The sequence below is a fragment of the Streptantibioticus ferralitis genome (assembly GCF_029223525.1).
Lineage (GTDB): Bacteria > Actinomycetota > Actinomycetes > Streptomycetales > Streptomycetaceae > Streptantibioticus_A > Streptantibioticus_A ferralitis.
The window spans coordinates 44,666-62,885 of the sequence record NZ_JARHTQ010000014.1 but is presented as its reverse complement, the minus strand read 5'-3'; the positions used below and the strand labels follow the sequence as shown (position 1 = coordinate 62,885).

Here is an 18,220-nt window from a genome sequence, read left to right as displayed (position 1 = left end):
CGTTCAGCCGCCGCCCGTCAGGGTGGCCAGCGCGCGGACGCCCTGGCCCTGGACGGTCACGGTGTCCGGAGAGCCCGCGTCGATGGACAGCGCGAGATCATCCGCAGGCCAGCCCTGGCCCAACAGGGAAAGCCGCACCGTGCGGTAGCTGCGGATCTGCGGCAGCGCGAGGGCGAGCCGCTCCTCAGAGGTGAAGACCGGCACCAGGCGGACGCCATCGCCCTGCTCGAACACCGGTAGCTGGATGCCGCCCGGGTCACCCTCCGGGGTGTCGGGGGTCTCCGGAACGGGCAGCAGCACCTCACTGGCGGCCAGGGTACCCAGCGCCACCACATCGTTGCTGTCGGTGGCCAGTTTGTGCAGCGCCTCCTGTGCGGCACGCGCGTCCGGCGAGATCGGTTGGTTCGGTACGTTGTCGGTCATCGGACCACTCCTCGGGTGCCGCGGCCGGACGCCTTGTGCGCCCGACGTCGGACGCTCCGCGTACCCGAGGAGGAGCAAGGCATGCGTCGTCCGCCGAAAAGAAACCCGCCGGGGAGGAAATCCGTACCGGAAAACCTCCGCAGGTCCCCGGTTCAGGACATCGTCAGCACGATCTTGCCGCGAGTGCGCCCCTCGGCACTGACCCGCCAGGCTTCGGCGGCCTCGGCGGCCTCGGCGAGGGGGAACTCCCGGTCGACGTGGACGGTCAGCCTGCCCTGGTCGGCGAGCTCGGCGAGTGCGGTGAGGTCAGCGGAGTCCGGCCGTACCCACACCGGGTGTCCGCCCACGTAGCCCCGGCCGATCTTCCGGTCCACCGGGTTGACCCCGGCTGCCTTGACCCGGACGAGAACAGCGCCGGGTCCCACTTTCGGTTCTGGTACCTCGGCGAGTTGCAGGTTCTCCGGACCGCCGTAGGCCTGCATCACGACTGCCTTCATGATCGCGGCAACGATGGTGGCGAGGGGGATGATCCCCCTCGCCACCCGTTCGGCCGCTGCCGACTGGCCGCAGCCTGTCATCCAGCCTGGCCGGTGATCAGAGCGCGGCGTTGAAGGCGGGCAGGTAGCCGCCGGACTGGCCGTCCGCCGTCGGGTGGTACGAGTCGGTGATCGGCCAGGTCACGGCGTGCAACCACGCCGAGCCGTCGCACAGCTCGTGCCCGGAGAAGTAGCCGCGCACATCGGCGAAGGTGAAGTCGGCGTACTTCGCGACCTCGGTGGCGATGACGCTGTCGAGGAGGTCGGCGGCGTTGTCCAGGGCGGTGCGCTTGGTTTTGTCGAGCCCGATGCAGCCACTGGAGCGGGACAGGTCGTAGAACTCGGGGTAACCGAGCACGACGACATGCGCGTTGGGCGCGTCGGAGCGGATGTCGGAGTACAGCGTGTCCAAGATGGCGGGGAGTTGGCTCCTGGCCTTGCTCTCGGCCGACGAGACCGCGCTGGTGCAGCTGCTGTCGCCGCCGAGCACACAGGTCTGCATGACACTGGCGAATCCGACATCGTTGCCACCGTCGGTGAGACTGACCAGTGTCGTCCCGGAGTTGAGGGCGGAGAGCTGGCTGCTCTCGATGCTGGAGGCGTTGGCGCCGGTGCACGCCTGGAAGCTGAACGAACTCGGCGAGCCGGCCTGCTGGTACAGGTACGGGTAGGCGGCCGTGCTCTGGTCGCAGCCGTTGAGGTAGTTGTCGGTGGACCCGACTCCGGAGGAGTACGAGTCCCCGAGGGCAACGAAGTTGCCCCCGCTGGCACTTGCGGAGGGGGCGCCGCCGATGGTCATGGCGGCGGCCGCGGTGAGGCTGACGGCGGCAGCGAGCAGGGATGATCTGCGCACGGGTTCCTCCACGGGATGATGCGGAAGAGTGGGGGCGGTACTCGTGGGTAATCGCGAGCCCTACCCAGCAGTAAGACGCAGACCGGACGCCCGGTACAGAGGCGTGCGCCATGATTCAACCGATATCGCCAAGTTTTCACTTGTCGTGCACACGCCCATCACGTAGCACCGCACCACCCAACCGGACCCAATGGAACGGCCGGTGCCGGATGCTCAATTCCGCATCCGGCACCGGCCGTTGACATCGGCGAGCGGGTCAGGTCCCGTAGCCGATGGCGAAGATGTGCGCCGAACCGCTGTCCATGACCGGCAGCGTGATCGAGGCGACCCTCTTGTCCGGGGCGATGGGCACCTTGGTGGCGAAGACATAGGTCTTCACGGTGTCCCTTCCTCCGTCACCGGTGTTCCGGTAGGGCGTGGTGACCACCGTCGTGTCCCCCGGTACCGGGGAGCTGCCACCGGCGTTGAGCGTCCAGTCCGAGAAGCCGACCGTGGCCTTGGACGTACTGCCATCGGTGTACGTGATGGTCAGCTCGCCCTTGCTGCCGGTCTTCGGTGCGTTGGTCGCCGCGCCCAGCAGCCCCAACGCCCCCGCACCGGCCGGCGATGCGGTCGGAATGGTCTGACCCGCCACGGTGATGTTGTCCAGCGTGCCCGGAGCCACCTCCGGCCAGATGTACGAGACACCGTCCACGCCGACATCCGAGCCACCCCTGACACCCGCGTCGTCCAGCGCGTTCTGGGAGTAGGCCGCGCCGTCTCCGTCGAAGCCGCCGGTGTAGGTGGCACCGTCCGAATAGACGCCCTCGTCCGTGTAGTACGGCCACGCCTCGTCGGGATAGGCCACCACCGCCCGCAGCACCGCCCTGCCCAGCGAGGAACCGGAGTTGGTGGAGAGCGCGAACGCCACCGGATACACGCCCTCCTTGTCCCCCGCCGTCACCTTCACCTGCTGTTCGGCCTTGCCGCCCGGTGGGAGGGTCACCGAACCGCACGGCACGTCGAGGGTCACCCCGGACGCCGCCTCGGCGGCCCACGCAACGGTGACGGCGCTGCTGCCGATGTTCACCAGGTTGAGGGTTCCGGTACCGCTGCTACCGGGCGCGACCACCAGACCCGCGCCCGAGGGGCCCGTCGACGCCAGCACCTCGTGCTCTCCGGTGGCGTCGGACGGCGGCGCCGCGGCGGGTGACGCCGCCCAGCCGGTGTTCGGCGCGGTGCCCAGGGCGTAGTCCAGGGCACCACCGCGGCTCAGCGCCCCGAAGCCGAGCCATGCCCTGTTCCATGCCCGGCCGTTGACCCGCAGTGCCTGCACATATGGCGCGTCAGGCGCCGCCTGAGGGGCGTTGATCCGCACGACCTTTCCGCTGCCCAGGGTGAGCTCGGTCTGCGGGAAGACCGGGCTGCCCAGCGCGAGGATGTCCGTACCGGGCGTCTCGGGATAGAAGCCCAGCTCGGACCAGACATACCAGGAGGCCATCTCCCCCAGGTCGTCATTGCCGAAGGAGCCCAGCGGAGCGTTGAACCAGAGCTTCTGCTGCGCCTGCCGCAGCGCGGCCTGCGTCTTCCAGGGCTGGCCGACGTAGTCGTACTCCCAAGGGATCTCGATACTGGGCTCGTTGCTCAGATCGGCGTTGATCCCCGTCGGAGCCGTGATGTTGCTGAGCAGACTGTCGAGGTACGAGCTGTACGCGGCCGTACCGCCGCGCGCCGCGATCAGCGCCCTGAGGTTGAACGGGACCATCGGCGTGTACTGCGCCGATGTGCCCTCGACGAATCCGTTGGAGGTGCCGGGGGTGAAACCTGAGGCGAACTCGCCATCCGCCTTCTTCGCCTGCAGATATCCGCTCTGCGGGTTGAAGACGTTCTGCCAGTCCTGGGCGCGGGCCGCGAACTTGGTGTAGATGTCCCGGTGGCCCAACGACTTGGCCAGCGTCGCGACGGCGTAGTCCGCGACGTCGTACTCCTGCTGCGTGGAGACCGGGCCGTAGAAGTTGCAGCAGCCCCAGTCCTTGCCGTCGATCGGCAGATATCCCTTGTCGTCCCTGACCGCCTCGCCGGGCCGGACGTTGTTGGGCTTGGTGGCCTCATGGACCAGTGCGTCCAGGGCGTGCGCGGTGTTGAAGTCGCGTGCCCCGAAGGCGTACGCGTCGGCGATGATGGCGGCCGCCGGGTCACCGACCATCACATAGGTCTCACCGTTGTTCTGCGCCCACTTCGGCAACAGCCCGGTCTGGTCATAGCCGTTGAGCATCGAGGTGACCACGTCGCTTTCGACCTTCGGGTCGACCATGGCCATCAGCTGCACCTGCGAGCGGTAGATGTCCCAGCCGGAGTAGTTGGCGTACTGCGCCAGTTGCCCCTTGGCGAGGTGGTGCACCTGGTCGTCCATGCCCATGTACTCGCCGTTGGCATCGGAGAACACATTGGGGTGCAGCAGCGAGTGGTACAGCGCGGTGTAGAACTGCACCTGCTGGTCGTGGCTTCCGCCACCGACGCGCACCCGGCTGAGCACGCGGTTCCACTCCTTGTGGTTCGCCTGGCGGAGTGCGTCGAAGTTCCAGCCGTGGATCTGCGCGGCGAGGTTCTTCCGCGCGTTGGTGTCGCTGGTGTACGAGATGCCGACGGCCGCGGTCACCGTCGGGGCGCCGGTGGTGTCGAACGTCAGGTACATCCCGTTGGCACCGGTCACCGGCGGACCGACCGCGCTGCGCTTGCGGGGCGCCGCGGGGCCGTGCATCGACGGCGAGGGCTTGCCGCGGAGGGTGAAGTCCGGGCCGTGGGTCGGGTTCGTCGCGTGGTTCGGGCCGAAGCCCTGCTGCGGGCGGCCCTGCTCGATCGACGTCGCGTTCTCGTTGATGGTGTCGCCGACCCAGGTGCCCGAGGTGGTGAACGGCTTGCTGAACTTGATGTCGAAGTGCAGGGTGTAGCCGTTGTTGGCGCCGCAGAAGTGACCGCTCTGCACCGCGCCGATGACCTCGTTGTTGTTGACGACCTCGGCGCGGGTGCCGTCGACCTGCGTGGCGCCGCCGCTGAGCTTGAGCAGCAGATGGGAGTCGGCGGAACCAGGAAAGGTGAACCGGCCGAGGCCCGCCCGGGTGGCGGTCGTGAGCTCGGACTTGATGCCGGAGGCATCGGTGACCCCGTAGTAGCCGATGCCGGTCTGCTCGTCCTCGTGCTGGAAGGTGGCGCTGGTGTCGCCGAGGTTCCCGGACAACTCACCGGTGATCGGCAGGATCGGCACGTCACCGGCCCCTGCGCAGCCGGGGCCGGACAGGTGGGTGAGGCTGAACCCGGAGATCTTGTTGTCCTTGTACTCGTAGCCACCGCCGTCCGGGCGGTGCGGTGTGGTGTCCGGCCCCCACTGCAGCATGCCGAACGGTGCGTCGGGGCCGGGGAAGGTGTCCACGCTGCCCGAGGTGCCGATGAGCGGGTTCACCAGCGACGCGGGGTCATTGACCAGGGTGGCGGCGGACGCGGGCCCGGCGCCCAGTGTCTGAAGCGGCAGCGCCGCCAGGGCCACGAGGGCCACGGCGGCGACGCGTCTACGGAATCCGGGCGCGCTTGCGCGCAGCGGTCTTGCCATCACGTGCCTCCACGGGCGGTTGGACCTTCACGGATGGACATGCGTTCGGTGGCATCGCACGCGACGCCACCGACAACGTTGTCCGGGGTGGGTGCGTTCGGGTGACAACGTTGCCAAGACGTACGGGTGAAAAGTGAAACGTTTTGCTGACGTGGTGTCAACACCGCTCGCTAGCGCCACCGGTTCCGGGTAAGGAATTTTCCCTGTCGCACCCCCCTCGCGCACCGTATGACCACCGGCCCGCAGCGCAGCGGACAACGTGGCCCCGCCCCGCAAACGACCCGGCGCAACGGCACCCGAACGGTCCCGGCAACGGGGGCGGAGGGAGGAAAATCGCCGTACCCGGAACCGCCAACGCGAGCCTAGAGGCCGAAGTTGTACGCGTCCGGAAGAGGGTGCTCCGCCCGAGCGCGGCGGCGAATCGATTCGGTGACGGGCCCGGCACCCGCAACCAACCGCTCAGCAATCGCGAACCACGTATCGCTCAACGTCTCCTCCCCCTCCCCCAGGTCATCCACCTCGAACCCGGCGTCGAACACCGCCCTAGCCTCCCTCACCTCCCCCTGCGCGAGCAGTACTTGGGCCCCCATCAGCCGGAACCGCCCCCGCTCCCGTACCGACACCGGCAGCGCCCCCAGCAGCGCCCCCGCATCCCCCGCCCGCGCTGCCGCAAGCAGCGCGGGCACCGCCTCGCGCGCCAAACCGGCCAACACCGCGTGCGCCTGCCCGGGGTCCTCCGCAGCCAGCTCGAAGGCCCGCAGATACCGCTCGGCCGCCCGCTTCGGATGCCCCGACTCGACATCGGCGACCGCCAGACAGCGCATCACCCAACACGACTCCGCCGTCTTCAGCGAGCGCTCCCAGCTACGCACAGCCTGGGCCCGGTCACCGGCATGCCACTGCGCCACCCCCAGGTGGTACTCGGCCAGCGCGTCCGCCGGTGCCGTCTCCAGCAGATCCCGCCAGTGCGGAGCGACGAGCGTGGGACCGGGCGGTGTGCTCAACGGGCCCTGCGGAAGACGGCCGTTGTGCAGCAGTTCCACCCAGGGGCGCTGCTCCTCCCCCAGCGTGGCCTCGTCGAAGGGGGTTCCGGGCAGGTCGAAGCGCCCGTGCAGCACTTCGAGGGCGCCCCAACCGGAACCCGTCGCCAGGATCTCCTTCGGCTCGGTGTCGGCGCAGCCCAGCCAGGCCTGGTAGGCCCGCTCGACGTCCGAGCGCGGAAGCGCGGCCTCCAGGCCGCGCGACACCGCGTCGCGCGCCGCCGTCCAGTCCGTGCCGTGCACCGCGGCGGGGTCCGCCGCCAGCGGGCCGTACGCCTCCAGCCAGCACAGTTCGCTGGTCGCCTCCAGCCGGATGTGCTCCAACTGGGTTCGGGCCAGACCCGCCTGGATCTCGATGTATCCGTCGGTGCCGGGTTCGGTGAGCCACCGCTGCCAGCGCTGACCGGCGGGCCCGTTGCCCCACAGGAAGAGTTTGCGGCCGCGCAGCAGGTCGGTCGAGGTCTGTACGAGGCCATGGCCCTCGCCGTCCAGCGCCGTGATCCACTTACGGGCGGCGTCCGGAACCTCGTAGAAGTAGTCGGCGGCGCGTTCACCGCGCAGTGGGTACGTGCGGTCGGCGCCCTGCCATTCGGGGACCGGGACGCGGCGCAGTGACCGTTCGTGTCCGAAGTGCCAGGCTTCGTCGGCGGGGGCGATGACGCGGGTGTCCGGGCTCTCCGGAACGGCGATGCCGGACCACCAGTAGACGGGCGCGGCGCGCTGGTGCGGATTGCGTATCCGGACGCCGACCAGCAGGAACTCGGCGGCCTCCGGCAGCCACAGGTCGACCTGGAACGGCAGGTCGCGCAATCGTTCCCACTCCCACAGCCGCAGCATCTCGCCACCGTCGGGTGCGGGTACCCGGGCGGCGTGTACGGGCGCGCAGGACAGCGTGGTGTGACCGGTGGCGCCGATGTTCCATTCGATGCCGCCGGAGAACCAGGCGTTGGCGAGACCGAAGTTCGCGGGCTGCACCACCGGGTTGCGGTAGAGCAGTTCCCGACCGGTGGACTTGTGCACAAGGGAGTACACCCGACCGCCGAGGCCGGGCAGCACGGTGGCACGCAGCCGGTCGTTCTCGATCACGATGGCTTCGAGGTCGGTGGGGGTGCGGTGGCGGTCGTACCCATCGAGGCGACGCACCGGCAGCAGGGAGCGCAGCGGCGCGTAGCCGATCCGGCGTGCCATGCCCGGCGGAAACCGTACGCGCTCGCGCTCATCGACCTGGTGCGGGTCGGCCGGTGTGCGCAGCGCGGGCAGCGGGTTCTCCGGGCCGAGGCGGGCGGCGGGGAGAGTGATGCTGGTACGTCGCACGGTGGTGGCCAAGGCTGCCCCTCTCTGACTGGCGGCGGTGCCGCAGGTCTGACTGGCGGCGGTGCCGCAGGTCTGACTGGCGGGCGGCGCCGCGGGTCCGGCCGGCGGGCGGAGCCGCGCGTATTCCATCGAACCCGGTGCAGTCCGGGGCCACCAGGTCTTTTCGCGGACTGGGAGACACCTTGACGTAATGCGGCGGTTACAACGGGCGGCAATTGGAGGGATCTTTACCGATCTCGCGTTTGGGTGTGTGCTGAATCCTTGAACTGACCCTGCGGGTCGCAGGATCCGCGGTGCTACGCAGAACAGGTGGCTGGGTGGGTCGTTCGGTACGCGACAGCCTGCCTTCCGGAAGACCGACGGAAGGACGGCTTACACCATGGGTACCGTGAATCAGCCCGACGGCTTCGGCTCCACGGCCGACTCCAACAGCCGGTACCCGGACCGGCTGGCCGAGCGGCTCGCCGCGTGGGGGCGGCCGCGTCCGGTGCTCAACTCGGGCATCGGCAGCAACTTGCTGCTGAGCGACTCGGCCTGGTTCGGCGACAGCGCGCTGGCGCGCTTCCAGCGCGATGTCCTCGGCAAGCCGGGCGTGGACACCGTCATCGTCCTGGCCGGTCTCAACGACATCGGCTTCAGCGAGGTCGATCTGCCGACCTATCGGCCCAACACCGATGTATCCGTCGGGGAGTTGGCCGCCGGATACCGACGCCTGGTCGAGCGGGCCCGTTCCGGGGGTGTCAGGGTGCTGGGCGCGACCCTGCTGCCGTTCGCGGGCCCGGAGTACCACACGCCACGTTCAGCGGCCGAGCGGACGGAACTCAACCAGTGGATCCGCGACTCCGGCACTTTTGACGCCGTTGTCGACTTCGGCAGCGCGCTGGCCGCGCCAGGCAACCCGGAAAGGCTCAACCCGCTTTGGGACAGCGGCGACCACAAGCACCCCCATGACGCGGGGTACCGCATCATGGCCGACCGGGCTGCGCTGGCGCTGGAGCGATTCCCTAGGACCGCCGCAAGCCCCGCAGGACCTTCCCCTCAGTGGACAGATACCCGTTCCGGTAGTCGAACCGCCGGGTCCCGGAAAACATCAGGTACACGTACTTGAAGTTCTCCGCGAACCAATACGCGGGCAGCAAATCCCCTTGCCCCATCGGCGCTGTGGTCACGTCCGTGGCGATCGTGTAGCCGCCCGGCACCCGCAGATGGTCCCGCATCGCGGTGAAATACCGGTACCCGGTCCGCTTGTAGTAGGCGTCATGCGTCAACCGCCACAGATCGAAGGACGAGTTCGCGTACTCGGGCCGCAGTTGGTTTCCCTTGTCGGTGGCGGTCAGCGTCCGGTAGTCGATTCCCTCCGGCAGTACCGGGTACCGGTCGAGCACGGCGGTCCACGACCGGTAGTACGCCGCGCCGTCCCGCAGGTCGCCGCCCTTGCCGAGCAGGCCCGCGTAGAAGGAGGCCAGCTCCGACTGGCTGGTGCCGACCTGCTTGCCGGTGGCCGGATCGACCTGGCAGAACCAGAGGTGGCCGGTGCTGGTGTCGGACTGGTGGCGCAGGACCGCGCGGGTCAGCGTCCGGTACCAGTCGCGCAGCCGGCTGTCGCCGAACAGCGCGTAACCGCCCCACAGGTACTCGTAGAAGGAGTCGACCGGCGGGTTCGGCTCGACGGAGGCGGTGTCGGTCCAGCGGCCGGTCTCCGCGTTGATCGAGGTACCGAGCAGGTCGAGCGAGCTGCGCTTGTCGATGACCGCGCGATAGGCGCGCATCGAGGCGTCGTAGTACCGCGAGTCACCGGTGAGCTTCGACAGCAGACCGAACTCCATGATGTTCGTTCCGACTTCGGCGAGCGGCACGTCGGGGCCGCTGACCGCCCCGGTACGCAGATTGACATGGCTGTACGGGATGCCGGTCGGCGAGGAGGTGAAGGCTGGCAGCAGGTGGTCCGTCAGCTCCCGGCAGAGGCTGAGCAGTTTGTGCCGCCCGGTGGCGAGGTAGCCCGCGAGCAGACCGCCGACCAGTCGGATGACGGCCTCGAAGACGTGGACGTCGGCGTCCTGGGCGGGGTCGAAGTGCTTCTCGATCCAGTCGCAGCCGCGCGCCAGCTCCCGGTCCTCGCCCATCAGGAAGAGCGTGTCGAGTGCCTCGACGATGGACAGCCCGAAGGTCCTGCCGGGGGCGAAGAAGTCGTTGTGGGTCCTGCTGACGGGGCGCAGTTCGTCGTAGCCCCACGCGGTGGAGGTGTATCCGTGCCAGCCGTGCAGGAACTCGGCGTGGACCTGCTGGGTGACATGGGCGTCGCTCGGCAGCGCGGTGGGCTCGGCGGCGCCCGCCGGGTCGCTGGTCATGGCTCTGGACCTCCCGGCGGCGAAGGCGTGCGGGGGCGCGAGCGTGGCACCGGCGAGTGCGGTGGCGGCCGCCGCGCCGAGCAGGGTGCGGCGGGCGGGGTGCCATGCGGCGGGCGGCTGGGGTGTGCGGGAGAGGGGTCGCATGGCCCCCGGACACTACTCGTGGGACAGCGCCCGCCCAAGGGGATCCGCGCGACCGATGCCGACCCGTGAGCTGATTGCGGCCACTTTCCCGGTTTGGGGTAACCGCCCCTTGACGAAAGCCTGTTGAATGTCCATCAGTGTGCTGAGCTGCGGGGTAGGGCGGTCGCGATGGCCGCGCCGTATCCGTCGTCGACGGTGACGTCCACGAGCGCCCAGCCGGTGACGTCCGCGGGCTCGGCGCCGGTGCCCACATAGGTGTGTTCCGGGCCGCCTGCCAGGCCCTCGCCGGTGCCCTTGAGGTAGGCCTCCTTCCTGGTCCAGCAGCGGGAGAAGGCGAGCGTGCGGTCGGCGGGGGGCAGTGCGGCCAGCTCCGCCCGCTCCCGCGGATGAAGGCTCCGCGCGACGTCGTCGGCCACCGAGACGGTCGGGATCTCCTCCACATCGGCGCCGACCGGAGAACCGGCGACGGCGATCAGGACCAGATCGCCGCTGTGCGAGAGCGAGAAGTGCGGTCCGTCATCGCTGACGGCGGGGCGGCCATGCGGACCGCCGCACAGCGGGCACGGTTCGCGCACCAGGACGATGTCGCCCGGCTCGGTGCCCAGATAGCCGCCGAGCAGCCGCCTCAACCCGACGTGCGCGACCGCGTAGCGATCGCGGTCGGCCGCCCGGATGAACGCCTGGTGGCGTTGGCGTTCCGTCGCGTCGAAGACGTCGAGTCCGCTCGGATCGGCGGACAACGCGGCGGCATGGCTGGAAATCCGCAGCAGCCAGACGTGTGCCGGAGCCCCGGGCCCGGGTCGCTCGAGGCCGTCGGGCAGCGGGCCGGTGCCGAGCACGCGGGGCGTGATCCGCGCTGGCGGGGTCGGTGCGGTCATCGGTCCAGTCCTTGAACGTGGCGGTCGGGACTGCCGATCTTCCCACCACCACGCAACCGGCGGCAGGGCCCGGTCCCTCCGCCCGGCCCCGACAACCGCGTGCGCCCCGCGCGTTGACCCCGGCAGGATGCGTCCATGGTGTCCGCGCTGATCCCTCCTCTTGTCGTCCCCCACCTTCCGGCCGGGGACTTCTCGCTGCGCGCGTGGTCCCTGCGGGATCTGGGGCTGGTGCGCGAGGCCTCGGCCGATCCTTACATCCCGCGCATCACCACCGTGCCGTCCGTATATTCGGAAGCGGCTGCCGTCAGCTTCGTCCAACGGCAGTGGCAACGGGCCGCCAGCGGCGAGGGCTTCACGTTCGTCATCGTCCGCAACCGCGATGACCGCGCGGTCGGCGCCGCCTCGTTCCGGCCGCTCGGGGAGGGGCGGGCGTCCCTCGGCTACTGGGTGGCGGCCTCCGCACGCGGTCAGGGAGCGGCACTCAGCGCAGTTCGGGCGATGAGCACATGGGGCCTGTCCACGCTGGGCCTGGACCGGCTTGAGCTCTACGTGGAACCGTGGAACACGGGATCGCTGCGCACCGCCGAGCGCGCGGGATTTCACCGGGAGGGGCTGCTGCGGGGGTGGCGGGAGATCGGCGGTGAGCGCCGGGACATGGTGATGTACGCGCTGCTTCCCGGTGACATCTGACCAGGTCACGCGTCACCTCTGCGCCCGGCGCGCAGCCGTACCGCCGCGCCGGTTGCCACGATCACGGCGGCCAGTCCGAACGGCCAGGCCTGGACCGGGATGCCCCGTAGCCCCTGCGCGGTCTCGATGTACAGGACCATGCCCGCGGCGGGCACCGCCAGCCACTCCCAGCGGCCGTCCAGCGCCACCAGGGCGACCACCAGCAGCGCGTACCAGTAGTAGCCGGGCGAGGTCACGAGCAGCGCGGTACCGGTGACCAACAGCGCGCCGCGCCAGGGCCGTTGGGGGTCTCCGCGGCGCAGCACGTACAGGGCGGCCAGCGCTATCGCCGCGATGGCGACCGGTCCCGCCCACGCGTCCGGCAGGACCAGCCGCAGCACCGCGAACCGGCCGACGCTGCCCGCGTCGTACCCCTCTTCGTGCAGATAGCCGGGAAGGTAGCCGATCACCCCGGTGCCCGAGACGAGTACGTACGGCAGGTAGGCGAGGGCGACCACCAGGACCGCGGGCACCAGCACTCTGGCGGCCTCGGCCAGCCGGTCTCGCAGGCGCCGGCCCGGGGCCAGCAGGCCGGACAGGGCACCGGGCAGCACCAGTCCCGGCAGCAGTTTGACGGCGATGCCCGCGCCGACCAGCGCCCCGCGGCGTACCCCGGGCCCGACCCCGAAGGCGAGCACCGTGAACAGCACGCCGAGGGTGTCGACATGCGCGTCGTTCACCGCGCCGATGGGTACGGCGGGACACCACGCCCACAGCGCGGCCTGCCAGGGATCGCCGCGCCGCCGCAGTACCAGGAGCAGTGCGCCGGTGGTCGCGACGGCGAGGACCGCGCCCGCGATCTGGAACGGCTTGTGGCGGCTGCCCGCCGGGGAGACGGCGTGCACGCCCAGGTACCAGCCCTCGGCGACGGGCGGGTAAATGGTGTGCACGGTCGGCCGGTTGATGTGGGTGCACACGCCCGTCGGAGCCTGGTGCAGATCCCAGCCCTGGCATCCGGTGCCGGACGGAAAGAGCCAGGGGTCACGCAGCCGGGCCAGTTGCGGCGCCGCGGGCGGATAGGCGTACGGAGAGATCCCCGCCGCCTGCACCCGGCCGTCCCATGCGTAGCGGTACATGTCGTCGCTGGTGCGCGGCGGTGCCGACAGGGCGGCGGCGGACAGCGCCACCCCGCCGATGAGGACGAGCGCCGCCGCCGCCCGGGGCGGCACCTTGCGTACCGTCCAGGCGGCTGCCGCGAACAGCGCCCAGCCGACGCCGTACCAGATCAGCAGGTGTCCGGGCGCGCCAAGATCACCGCCCACGCGCAGGGTGGCGGCGGTGACCGCGGTCAGGGCGGCGAGCAGGGCGGCGGTGATGACGGTACGTACTCCCACGACTGCCACGTTGGCAGCCGAGGCGGCCCAAAGCGATCTTCCCGGACGCGTTGTCCGCATTCCGTAAGGAGTGAAAGCCGCCGTGATCGGCTTTGAGGCTGTGGGATGGAAGCATGAGAGCGATCCGATTCCGGTCCCCGCTTCCCTCGTTCCGACCACCGCTGCCCGCCTTCAAGGGGCGGTTGCACGACGCGCGTACCGCGACGGTGGTCGGACGGGTGCTGGGCGCCGCCATCTTGACCTGCTTTGTGACCGGGGTGTTCAGCCACTACCTTCAGCAGCCGCCGAGTTGGGCTGTGGACGTGCTGCCGAGCCGTCCGGCATGGGGGTACCGGGTCACTCAGGGATTGCACGTGGCGAGCGGGATCGCCGCCATTCCGCTGTTGCTGGCGAAGTTGTGGACGGTGTATCCACGGCTGTTCGAATGGCCGCCGGTGAGGTCGGTACTGCACGCGCTGGAGCGGCTGTCGATCGCGGTGCTGGTCGCGAGTGTGCTGCTGGAGCTGTTCACCGGACTGCTGGACACGGTGCAGTGGTACCCGTGGCCGTTCCCGTTCCGCCAGGTGCACTTCGCGCTGGCCTGGGTGGCGGTCGGCTCACTGCTGCTGCACATCGCGGTCAAGGCACCGGTGATCGCGGAGAGTTGGCGGCGGGCGCGGCCTTCTTCGACCGATCCGCTGCCGGACCCGGACGGGCCTGACCGGCGGTCGTTCGTCGCCGCGGTGGGCGCGGCGGTGGGCGCGGTGACGCTGACGACGGTGGGGCAGGCCCTCGGCCCGCTCAAGGACCTCGATCTGCTGGGGGCGCGCCAACCGGATCACGGCCCGCAGCACCTGCCGGTCAACCGGACCGCCGCCGCGGCGGGCATCACCGCGTCTTCGGTGTCCGGCTGGCGGCTGCACGTCGCGGGTCCGCGACCCTATGAGCTGTCGCTTCCTCAACTGCGGGCAATGGCCCAGCGGACCGCCACCCTCCCGATCGCCTGTGTCGAAGGCTGGAGCAGGAACGGGCACTGGACCGGTGTCCCGGTACGGGACCTGCTCGACCACGCGGGCGCCTCCGCGCACGCCCGTGTCCGGGTGGTGTCGCTGGAGCGCGGCGGAAACTTCGGGGTGTCCGAGATGGGGGCCTCCTACGCCCGCGATCCGCTGACGCTGCTAGCGCTCTCGCTGAACGGCGAACCGCTCTCGTACGACCACGGTTTCCCGGCCCGGATCATCGCCCCGAACCGCCCGGGTGTGCTGCAGACCAAGTGGGTCACGCGACTGGAGGTGCTGTGATGAAGATCCGGCTGGCAGTCGGTGCGTTCGGGCTCACGGCCATGGGCATCGGCCTGACGATCCTGCTCACCGATCCCTATGTGCGTGACCCGATCGATGTGGCACAGTGGCTGGCCGGTGCGGTGCTGCTGCACGACGGTGCGCTGGTCCCGCTGGTGCTGGCGATCGGGGCCGCGCTGCGCGGGCCGCGCTGGCTACGCGGTCCGCTGCGCGGCGGCCTGATCGCGGCGGGGTGCCTGACGGCGGTGGCGCTGCCCGCGCTCGTGGGTCCCGGCACCCCGGCGGGCAACCCCACCGTGCTGCCACTGGACTACGGACGCAACTGGCTCATCGCGCTGGGCGCGGTGGCCGCCGCTACCGCGGTGGTTGCGGCCGTGTCCGCAGTGCGGGCGCGGCACACGTCACGGCGCGAAGCGGCGGGCCCCGGTGACTGACCACACCTCGGCGATGCGGTCGCCGGCCACGGCGAGCATGTCGATTCCGCTCTTGGTGGTGGTGGCACCCGCCGTGTCCGGGACGTCCACCGTCCAGCGGGCGACCACGTACCCGGTGACCGGGTCCACGACGGGCGCCCCGTCGACGGCGTAGCGCAGTCCGGGAGCGGGGTACCGGTCCCGGAACTCCCCGATGTAGGCCGCCAGTTGGGCGGGACCGCGGAAGGCATCGGTGTCGGCGGAGCTGACGCCGCCGAAGTGGATCCGGAAGCCGGGGGTGAGGGTCCGCGCGGCGAGCGTCAGTTCGCCGTTCCAGATCGCCGTCCACTGGTCGAACAGGGCGATGCCGTGGCCGCGGGTAAGGTTGGTCGCCTGGGTGTGCGTGGTCATGCCGGATGCCTTTCCTGTCAGGCTTGTCGGGCTGGTCGGGTACCAGCTTTCAGGGCTCCGGCGACACCGTCCTGTCGGTGTTTGCGGCCTGGTGGTGACGACTTCTGCTGGACGATCTCGCTCAACCGGGTCTTCTCACGGCCGAAGGTGTCCAGCTCGGCGAGGTCGATCTGACGCGGCGGCGCGATCTCGTCGAGTTGGTGCGCCTCCTGGATCCGGTCGAGGCGGAATCCGCGCACGGCGTCGCGCAATCGGCACCACGCGATCAGGTACCACTGCTCGCCGCCGAGGAACCCCAGGGGTTCGACCAGCCGCTCGGTCGTCTCGCCCCGCGCGTCGGCGTAGAGCAGCCGCAGCACATGCCGGGTGGAGAGCGCCTCACGCAGCACCAGTGGCACCTCGGGCGACGGCGACGGCGGCACCAGGAGCTGCACCCGCGCGGCGTACTCGCGCACCGCCGCCCGCTCTCGCTCCGGCATCACCGCGAGTACCTTGCGCAGGGCGTCCCGCGCGTCGGCGGCGAACGGCGTTCCGTCGAGCGTGTGCAGGCCGACGGCGAGTGCTGTGGCCTGCGCGGGGGTGATGTTCAGCGGTGGAAGGGTGCGTTCCTTGTCCAGGACGTAGCCTCCGGATCGTCCCTGCTCCGCGTAGACCGGCACGCCGGACTGCTGAAGGGCGCTCAGATCGCGCTCGATGGTGCGGGTGCTGACCTCGAAGCACTCGGCGAGCCAGCGGGCGCTTCGGGGGCGGGGTGAGGCGGCGCGCAGCTCTTCGACGAGGGCGTACAGCCGGTCCGTACGGTTCACGGCGACGACCCTAGTGGGGTTTCGCGCCGGCTCCCCTCCGGTGGCGCAGATCGACGAACGGACGGCCGTCGGCCTCCCAGTGTTCCGCCGGGGTCCAGCCGGTGTCGGCCGCCGCGGCGAGCAGTGCGCGTGTGCCCAGTCGGGCCCACGGGAAGTCGCTGCCGTGGCGGCCACGCGCGTCCTCCACCCGTACGGTCAGGCGCTCGTCCACGTCGTACGGGGCCGCCTCGACCAGCAACCGGCCGCCGGGGGCGACGAGTTCGCGTATGCGCAGCAGCAGCGCGTGCGGGTCGCCGCCGATGCCGATGTTGCCGTCGGCGAGCAGCGCGGTGGCCCAACCGCCCTCGGCGGGCAGCCGTTCGAAGACCGAACGGTGCAGTACGGCGCCGCCCGCCCCCCGGGTGCGGGCCACGGCCGCCGGGCTGACGTCGACACCGAGCGCGCAGTGTCCGTACGCCGTCAGTGCCGCCACCAGGCGCCCGGGCCCGCAGCCGATGTCGAGCACCGGGCCGCGGCATCGGCGCAGCAGCGCGGTGTCGGCGGCGTCCGGCGCGGCGCACCAGCGCTCCACGTCCAGCGGCAGCAGCCAGCCGTCGGACCGGCGCAGGAAGAGCGGTCCGCGGCCGCTGCGCAGGGCGCGGGAGTACGGGTCGTCCACCCATGGCTCGCTCTGCGTGCCCTGCCGCCTGCCTTCCTGGCGTGTCGTCAGTTCTGTTGTGCTCATGAGGCGGTGAACCCGGTGAGTAGGGCGGCGAAGCGGGAGCCGGGCGCCTCGGCGGCGACGGCGGCGGCGTCCGCCGCGGTGTCGACGTCCCGTAGTGGCGGCAGGTCGCACACCCGCAGCCCGGCATCGACGAGACGCTGCCGCTGCACCTGCCCGGTGCGGCTGGTGGACATCGGTACGCCACGGAGCAACGAGGGGTTGGGCGCGGCGAGTCCCAGCGCCCAGAACCCGCCGTCCGCGGCCGGGCCGAACCAGGCGTCGCACCGCTGCCATGACGCCGGATCCAGTGCGGGGGCCAGGAGTTCGGGGCTGAGCTGCGGAGTGTCCATACCGACCAGCAGTGCGGGCCCTTCCGAGCAGGCGGCGAAGGCCGCGGCAAGTCGCTCGTCCAGTCCGCCCGCCACCTGCGGCACCACCTCGAAGCCCGGCGGCAGCCAGCAGCCGGGCGCGCCGTCCAGCACCAGCACACGCCGCCGGGCGGGCGCCCGCCGCACCGCGTCCAGGGTGTCCGTCAGCGCGGCTTCCGCCAGCGCCGCCGCCTGTTGGGGGCTGAAGGGAGGGGTGAGCCGGGTCTTGACCCGGCCGGGCACCGGTTCCTTGGCGATCACCAGCAGTGTCGCCGGGCCGGACGGTCCGGCCGCCGAAAGAGGTGTCGCACTCATCGCGCCGCCCCTGCCGGGCGGCGCAGCACTGCCCTCATGTCATGCACCGCATGCCAGGTGCCCCGCCAGGTGCCGGTGACCTTGGAACGGCCCGCTCGCGGCGCGTACGGGACGTCCAGTTCCCGTACCCGCCAGCCCGCGTCGGCGGCCCGGACCACCATCTCCAGCGGATAGCCGGAGCGGCGGTCGGACAGGTCGAGCGCGAGCAGCCGCTCACGGCGCGCGGCGCGCATGGGGCCGAGGTCGCGCAGCCGCAGACCGGTGCGGCGGCGGATCAGCCGGGCCAGTTCGAGGTTGGCGAGCCGCGCGTGCACCGGCCAGGCGCGGCGCACGGTCGGCCTGCGGCGACCGAGTACGAGATCGGCGCTGCCGTCCAGTACCGGCTGCGCGACGGACGGCAGCAGTCCGGGGTCGAGCGAGGCATCGCAGTCGCAGAAGCAGACGACCTCGGCGGTGGCGGCCCGCAGCCCCGCGTGGCATGCGGCGCCGAAGCCGCGTACCGGCTCATGGACCACATGGGCGCCGAGCGAGGCGGCGAGTTCCGCCGAGCCGTCGGTCGAACCGTTGTCGACGACGATCGCGCGCCAACCGCGCGGGATCCGGTCCAGCACCCAGGGCAGCGCGGCCGCCTCGTCGAGGCAGGGCAGGACAACGTCGATCAGGGGGCTGCCGTCGTCTGGCGGCGAGGGGTTCTCGGTCACCCTCCTCACCCTACGAAGACAAAGTCCGCATTCCGGAT

17 protein-coding genes are annotated in these 18,220 nt (G+C 70.8%); 4 read left to right on the top strand and 13 right to left on the bottom strand.

Annotation, left to right across the window (positions count from 1 at the left end; genetic code table 11):
- Window positions 1-3: 3 nt before the first annotated feature.
- The 5 genes from P2L57_RS21520 to P2L57_RS21500 all read right to left on the bottom strand — a co-directional run bounded on the left by P2L57_RS21520 (window position 4) and on the right by P2L57_RS21500 (window position 7,764).
- Complete coding sequence (locus P2L57_RS21520; RefSeq protein ID WP_275816991.1) at window positions 4-423, bottom strand: SseB family protein; 420 nt, start codon at window positions 421-423, stop codon at window positions 4-6.
- A gap of 152 nt (window positions 424-575) precedes the next feature.
- On the bottom strand, window positions 576-905 hold the full coding sequence (locus tag P2L57_RS21515; RefSeq protein WP_275817177.1) for a zinc-binding dehydrogenase: 330 nt from the start codon (window positions 903-905) through the stop codon (window positions 576-578).
- Window positions 906-1,017: 112 nt separating this feature from the next.
- Window positions 1,018-1,812, bottom strand: a complete 795-nt coding sequence (locus P2L57_RS21510) for an SGNH/GDSL hydrolase family protein (protein ID WP_275816989.1) — start codon at window positions 1,810-1,812, stop codon at window positions 1,018-1,020.
- A gap of 256 nt (window positions 1,813-2,068) precedes the next feature.
- The gene (locus P2L57_RS21505; protein WP_275816987.1) at window positions 2,069-5,398 is read right to left on the bottom strand and encodes a lectin; all 3,330 of its coding nucleotides are present in this window, start codon (window positions 5,396-5,398) and stop codon (window positions 2,069-2,071) included.
- 362 nt (window positions 5,399-5,760) lie between these two features.
- On the bottom strand, window positions 5,761-7,764 hold the full coding sequence (locus P2L57_RS21500; protein ID WP_275816985.1) for a DUF5107 domain-containing protein: 2,004 nt from the start codon (window positions 7,762-7,764) through the stop codon (window positions 5,761-5,763).
- A 367-nt stretch (window positions 7,765-8,131) separates the two neighbouring features.
- Here P2L57_RS21500 and P2L57_RS21495 point away from each other — a divergent pair, with 367 nt between their 5' ends.
- Window positions 8,132-8,860 carry an SGNH/GDSL hydrolase family protein gene (locus P2L57_RS21495; protein ID WP_275816983.1) on the top strand — a complete coding sequence of 243 codons (729 nt, stop codon included), beginning with the start codon at window positions 8,132-8,134 and terminating at the stop codon, window positions 8,858-8,860.
- Here the strand turns inward: P2L57_RS21495 and P2L57_RS21490 are convergent.
- Together P2L57_RS21490 and P2L57_RS21485 are read right to left on the bottom strand one after the other, a co-directional pair.
- On the bottom strand, window positions 8,757-10,244 hold the full coding sequence (locus P2L57_RS21490) for a glycoside hydrolase family 47 protein (RefSeq protein ID WP_275816981.1): 1,488 nt from the start codon (window positions 10,242-10,244) through the stop codon (window positions 8,757-8,759). The two genes, P2L57_RS21495 and P2L57_RS21490, sit on opposite strands and share 104 nt — an antisense overlap.
- 134 nt (window positions 10,245-10,378) lie before the next feature.
- Window positions 10,379-11,122 (bottom strand): 4'-phosphopantetheinyl transferase family protein, encoded by a 744-nt coding sequence (locus tag P2L57_RS21485; RefSeq protein WP_275816979.1) that lies wholly within the window; start codon window positions 11,120-11,122, stop codon window positions 10,379-10,381.
- Between the two features lie 135 nt (window positions 11,123-11,257).
- Between P2L57_RS21485 and P2L57_RS21480 the strand changes: the two genes are divergently transcribed.
- Entirely contained in the window at window positions 11,258-11,812 is a 555-nt protein-coding gene (locus P2L57_RS21480) for a GNAT family N-acetyltransferase (protein WP_275816977.1), read from the top strand.
- Window positions 11,813-11,817: 5 nt separating this feature from the next.
- Here the strand turns inward: P2L57_RS21480 and P2L57_RS21475 are convergent, their stop codons facing one another.
- Window positions 11,818-13,185 (bottom strand): glycosyltransferase 87 family protein, encoded by a 1,368-nt coding sequence (locus P2L57_RS21475; RefSeq protein WP_372515833.1) that lies wholly within the window; start codon window positions 13,183-13,185, stop codon window positions 11,818-11,820.
- A gap of 113 nt (window positions 13,186-13,298) precedes the next feature.
- On the opposite strand from P2L57_RS21475, the gene P2L57_RS21470 reads away from it, so the two are divergent.
- The gene (locus tag P2L57_RS21470; protein ID WP_275816973.1) at window positions 13,299-14,465 is read left to right on the top strand and encodes a molybdopterin-dependent oxidoreductase; all 1,167 of its coding nucleotides are present in this window, start codon (window positions 13,299-13,301) and stop codon (window positions 14,463-14,465) included.
- A complete protein-coding gene (locus P2L57_RS21465) occupies window positions 14,465-14,899 on the top strand; it encodes a hypothetical protein (RefSeq protein WP_275816971.1) in 435 nt (144 codons plus the stop codon). The genes P2L57_RS21470 and P2L57_RS21465 overlap by 1 nt, the downstream gene beginning before the upstream one ends.
- Here the strand turns inward: P2L57_RS21465 and P2L57_RS21460 are convergent.
- From P2L57_RS21460 to P2L57_RS21440, 5 genes are read right to left on the bottom strand one after another with little or no spacing between them, the layout of a single operon-like run.
- Complete coding sequence (locus tag P2L57_RS21460; protein ID WP_275816969.1) at window positions 14,867-15,289, bottom strand: nuclear transport factor 2 family protein; 423 nt, start codon at window positions 15,287-15,289, stop codon at window positions 14,867-14,869. The two genes, P2L57_RS21465 and P2L57_RS21460, sit on opposite strands and share 33 nt — an antisense overlap.
- Before the next feature lie 17 nt (window positions 15,290-15,306).
- Entirely contained in the window at window positions 15,307-16,095 is a 789-nt protein-coding gene (locus tag P2L57_RS21455) for a helix-turn-helix transcriptional regulator (protein ID WP_275816967.1), read from the bottom strand.
- A 10-nt stretch (window positions 16,096-16,105) separates the two neighbouring features.
- Window positions 16,106-16,819, bottom strand: coding sequence for a class I SAM-dependent methyltransferase (locus P2L57_RS21450; RefSeq protein ID WP_275816965.1), 714 nt, complete (start codon window positions 16,817-16,819; stop codon window positions 16,106-16,108).
- On the bottom strand, window positions 16,816-17,481 hold the full coding sequence (locus tag P2L57_RS21445; protein ID WP_275816962.1) for a TIGR04282 family arsenosugar biosynthesis glycosyltransferase: 666 nt from the start codon (window positions 17,479-17,481) through the stop codon (window positions 16,816-16,818). The genes P2L57_RS21450 and P2L57_RS21445 overlap by 4 nt, the downstream gene beginning before the upstream one ends.
- Window positions 17,478-18,182, bottom strand: a complete 705-nt coding sequence (locus P2L57_RS21440; protein WP_275816960.1) for a glycosyltransferase family 2 protein — start codon at window positions 18,180-18,182, stop codon at window positions 17,478-17,480. Before P2L57_RS21440 ends, P2L57_RS21445 begins: the two co-directional genes overlap by 4 nt.
- Between the last annotated feature and the right edge of the window lie 38 nt (window positions 18,183-18,220).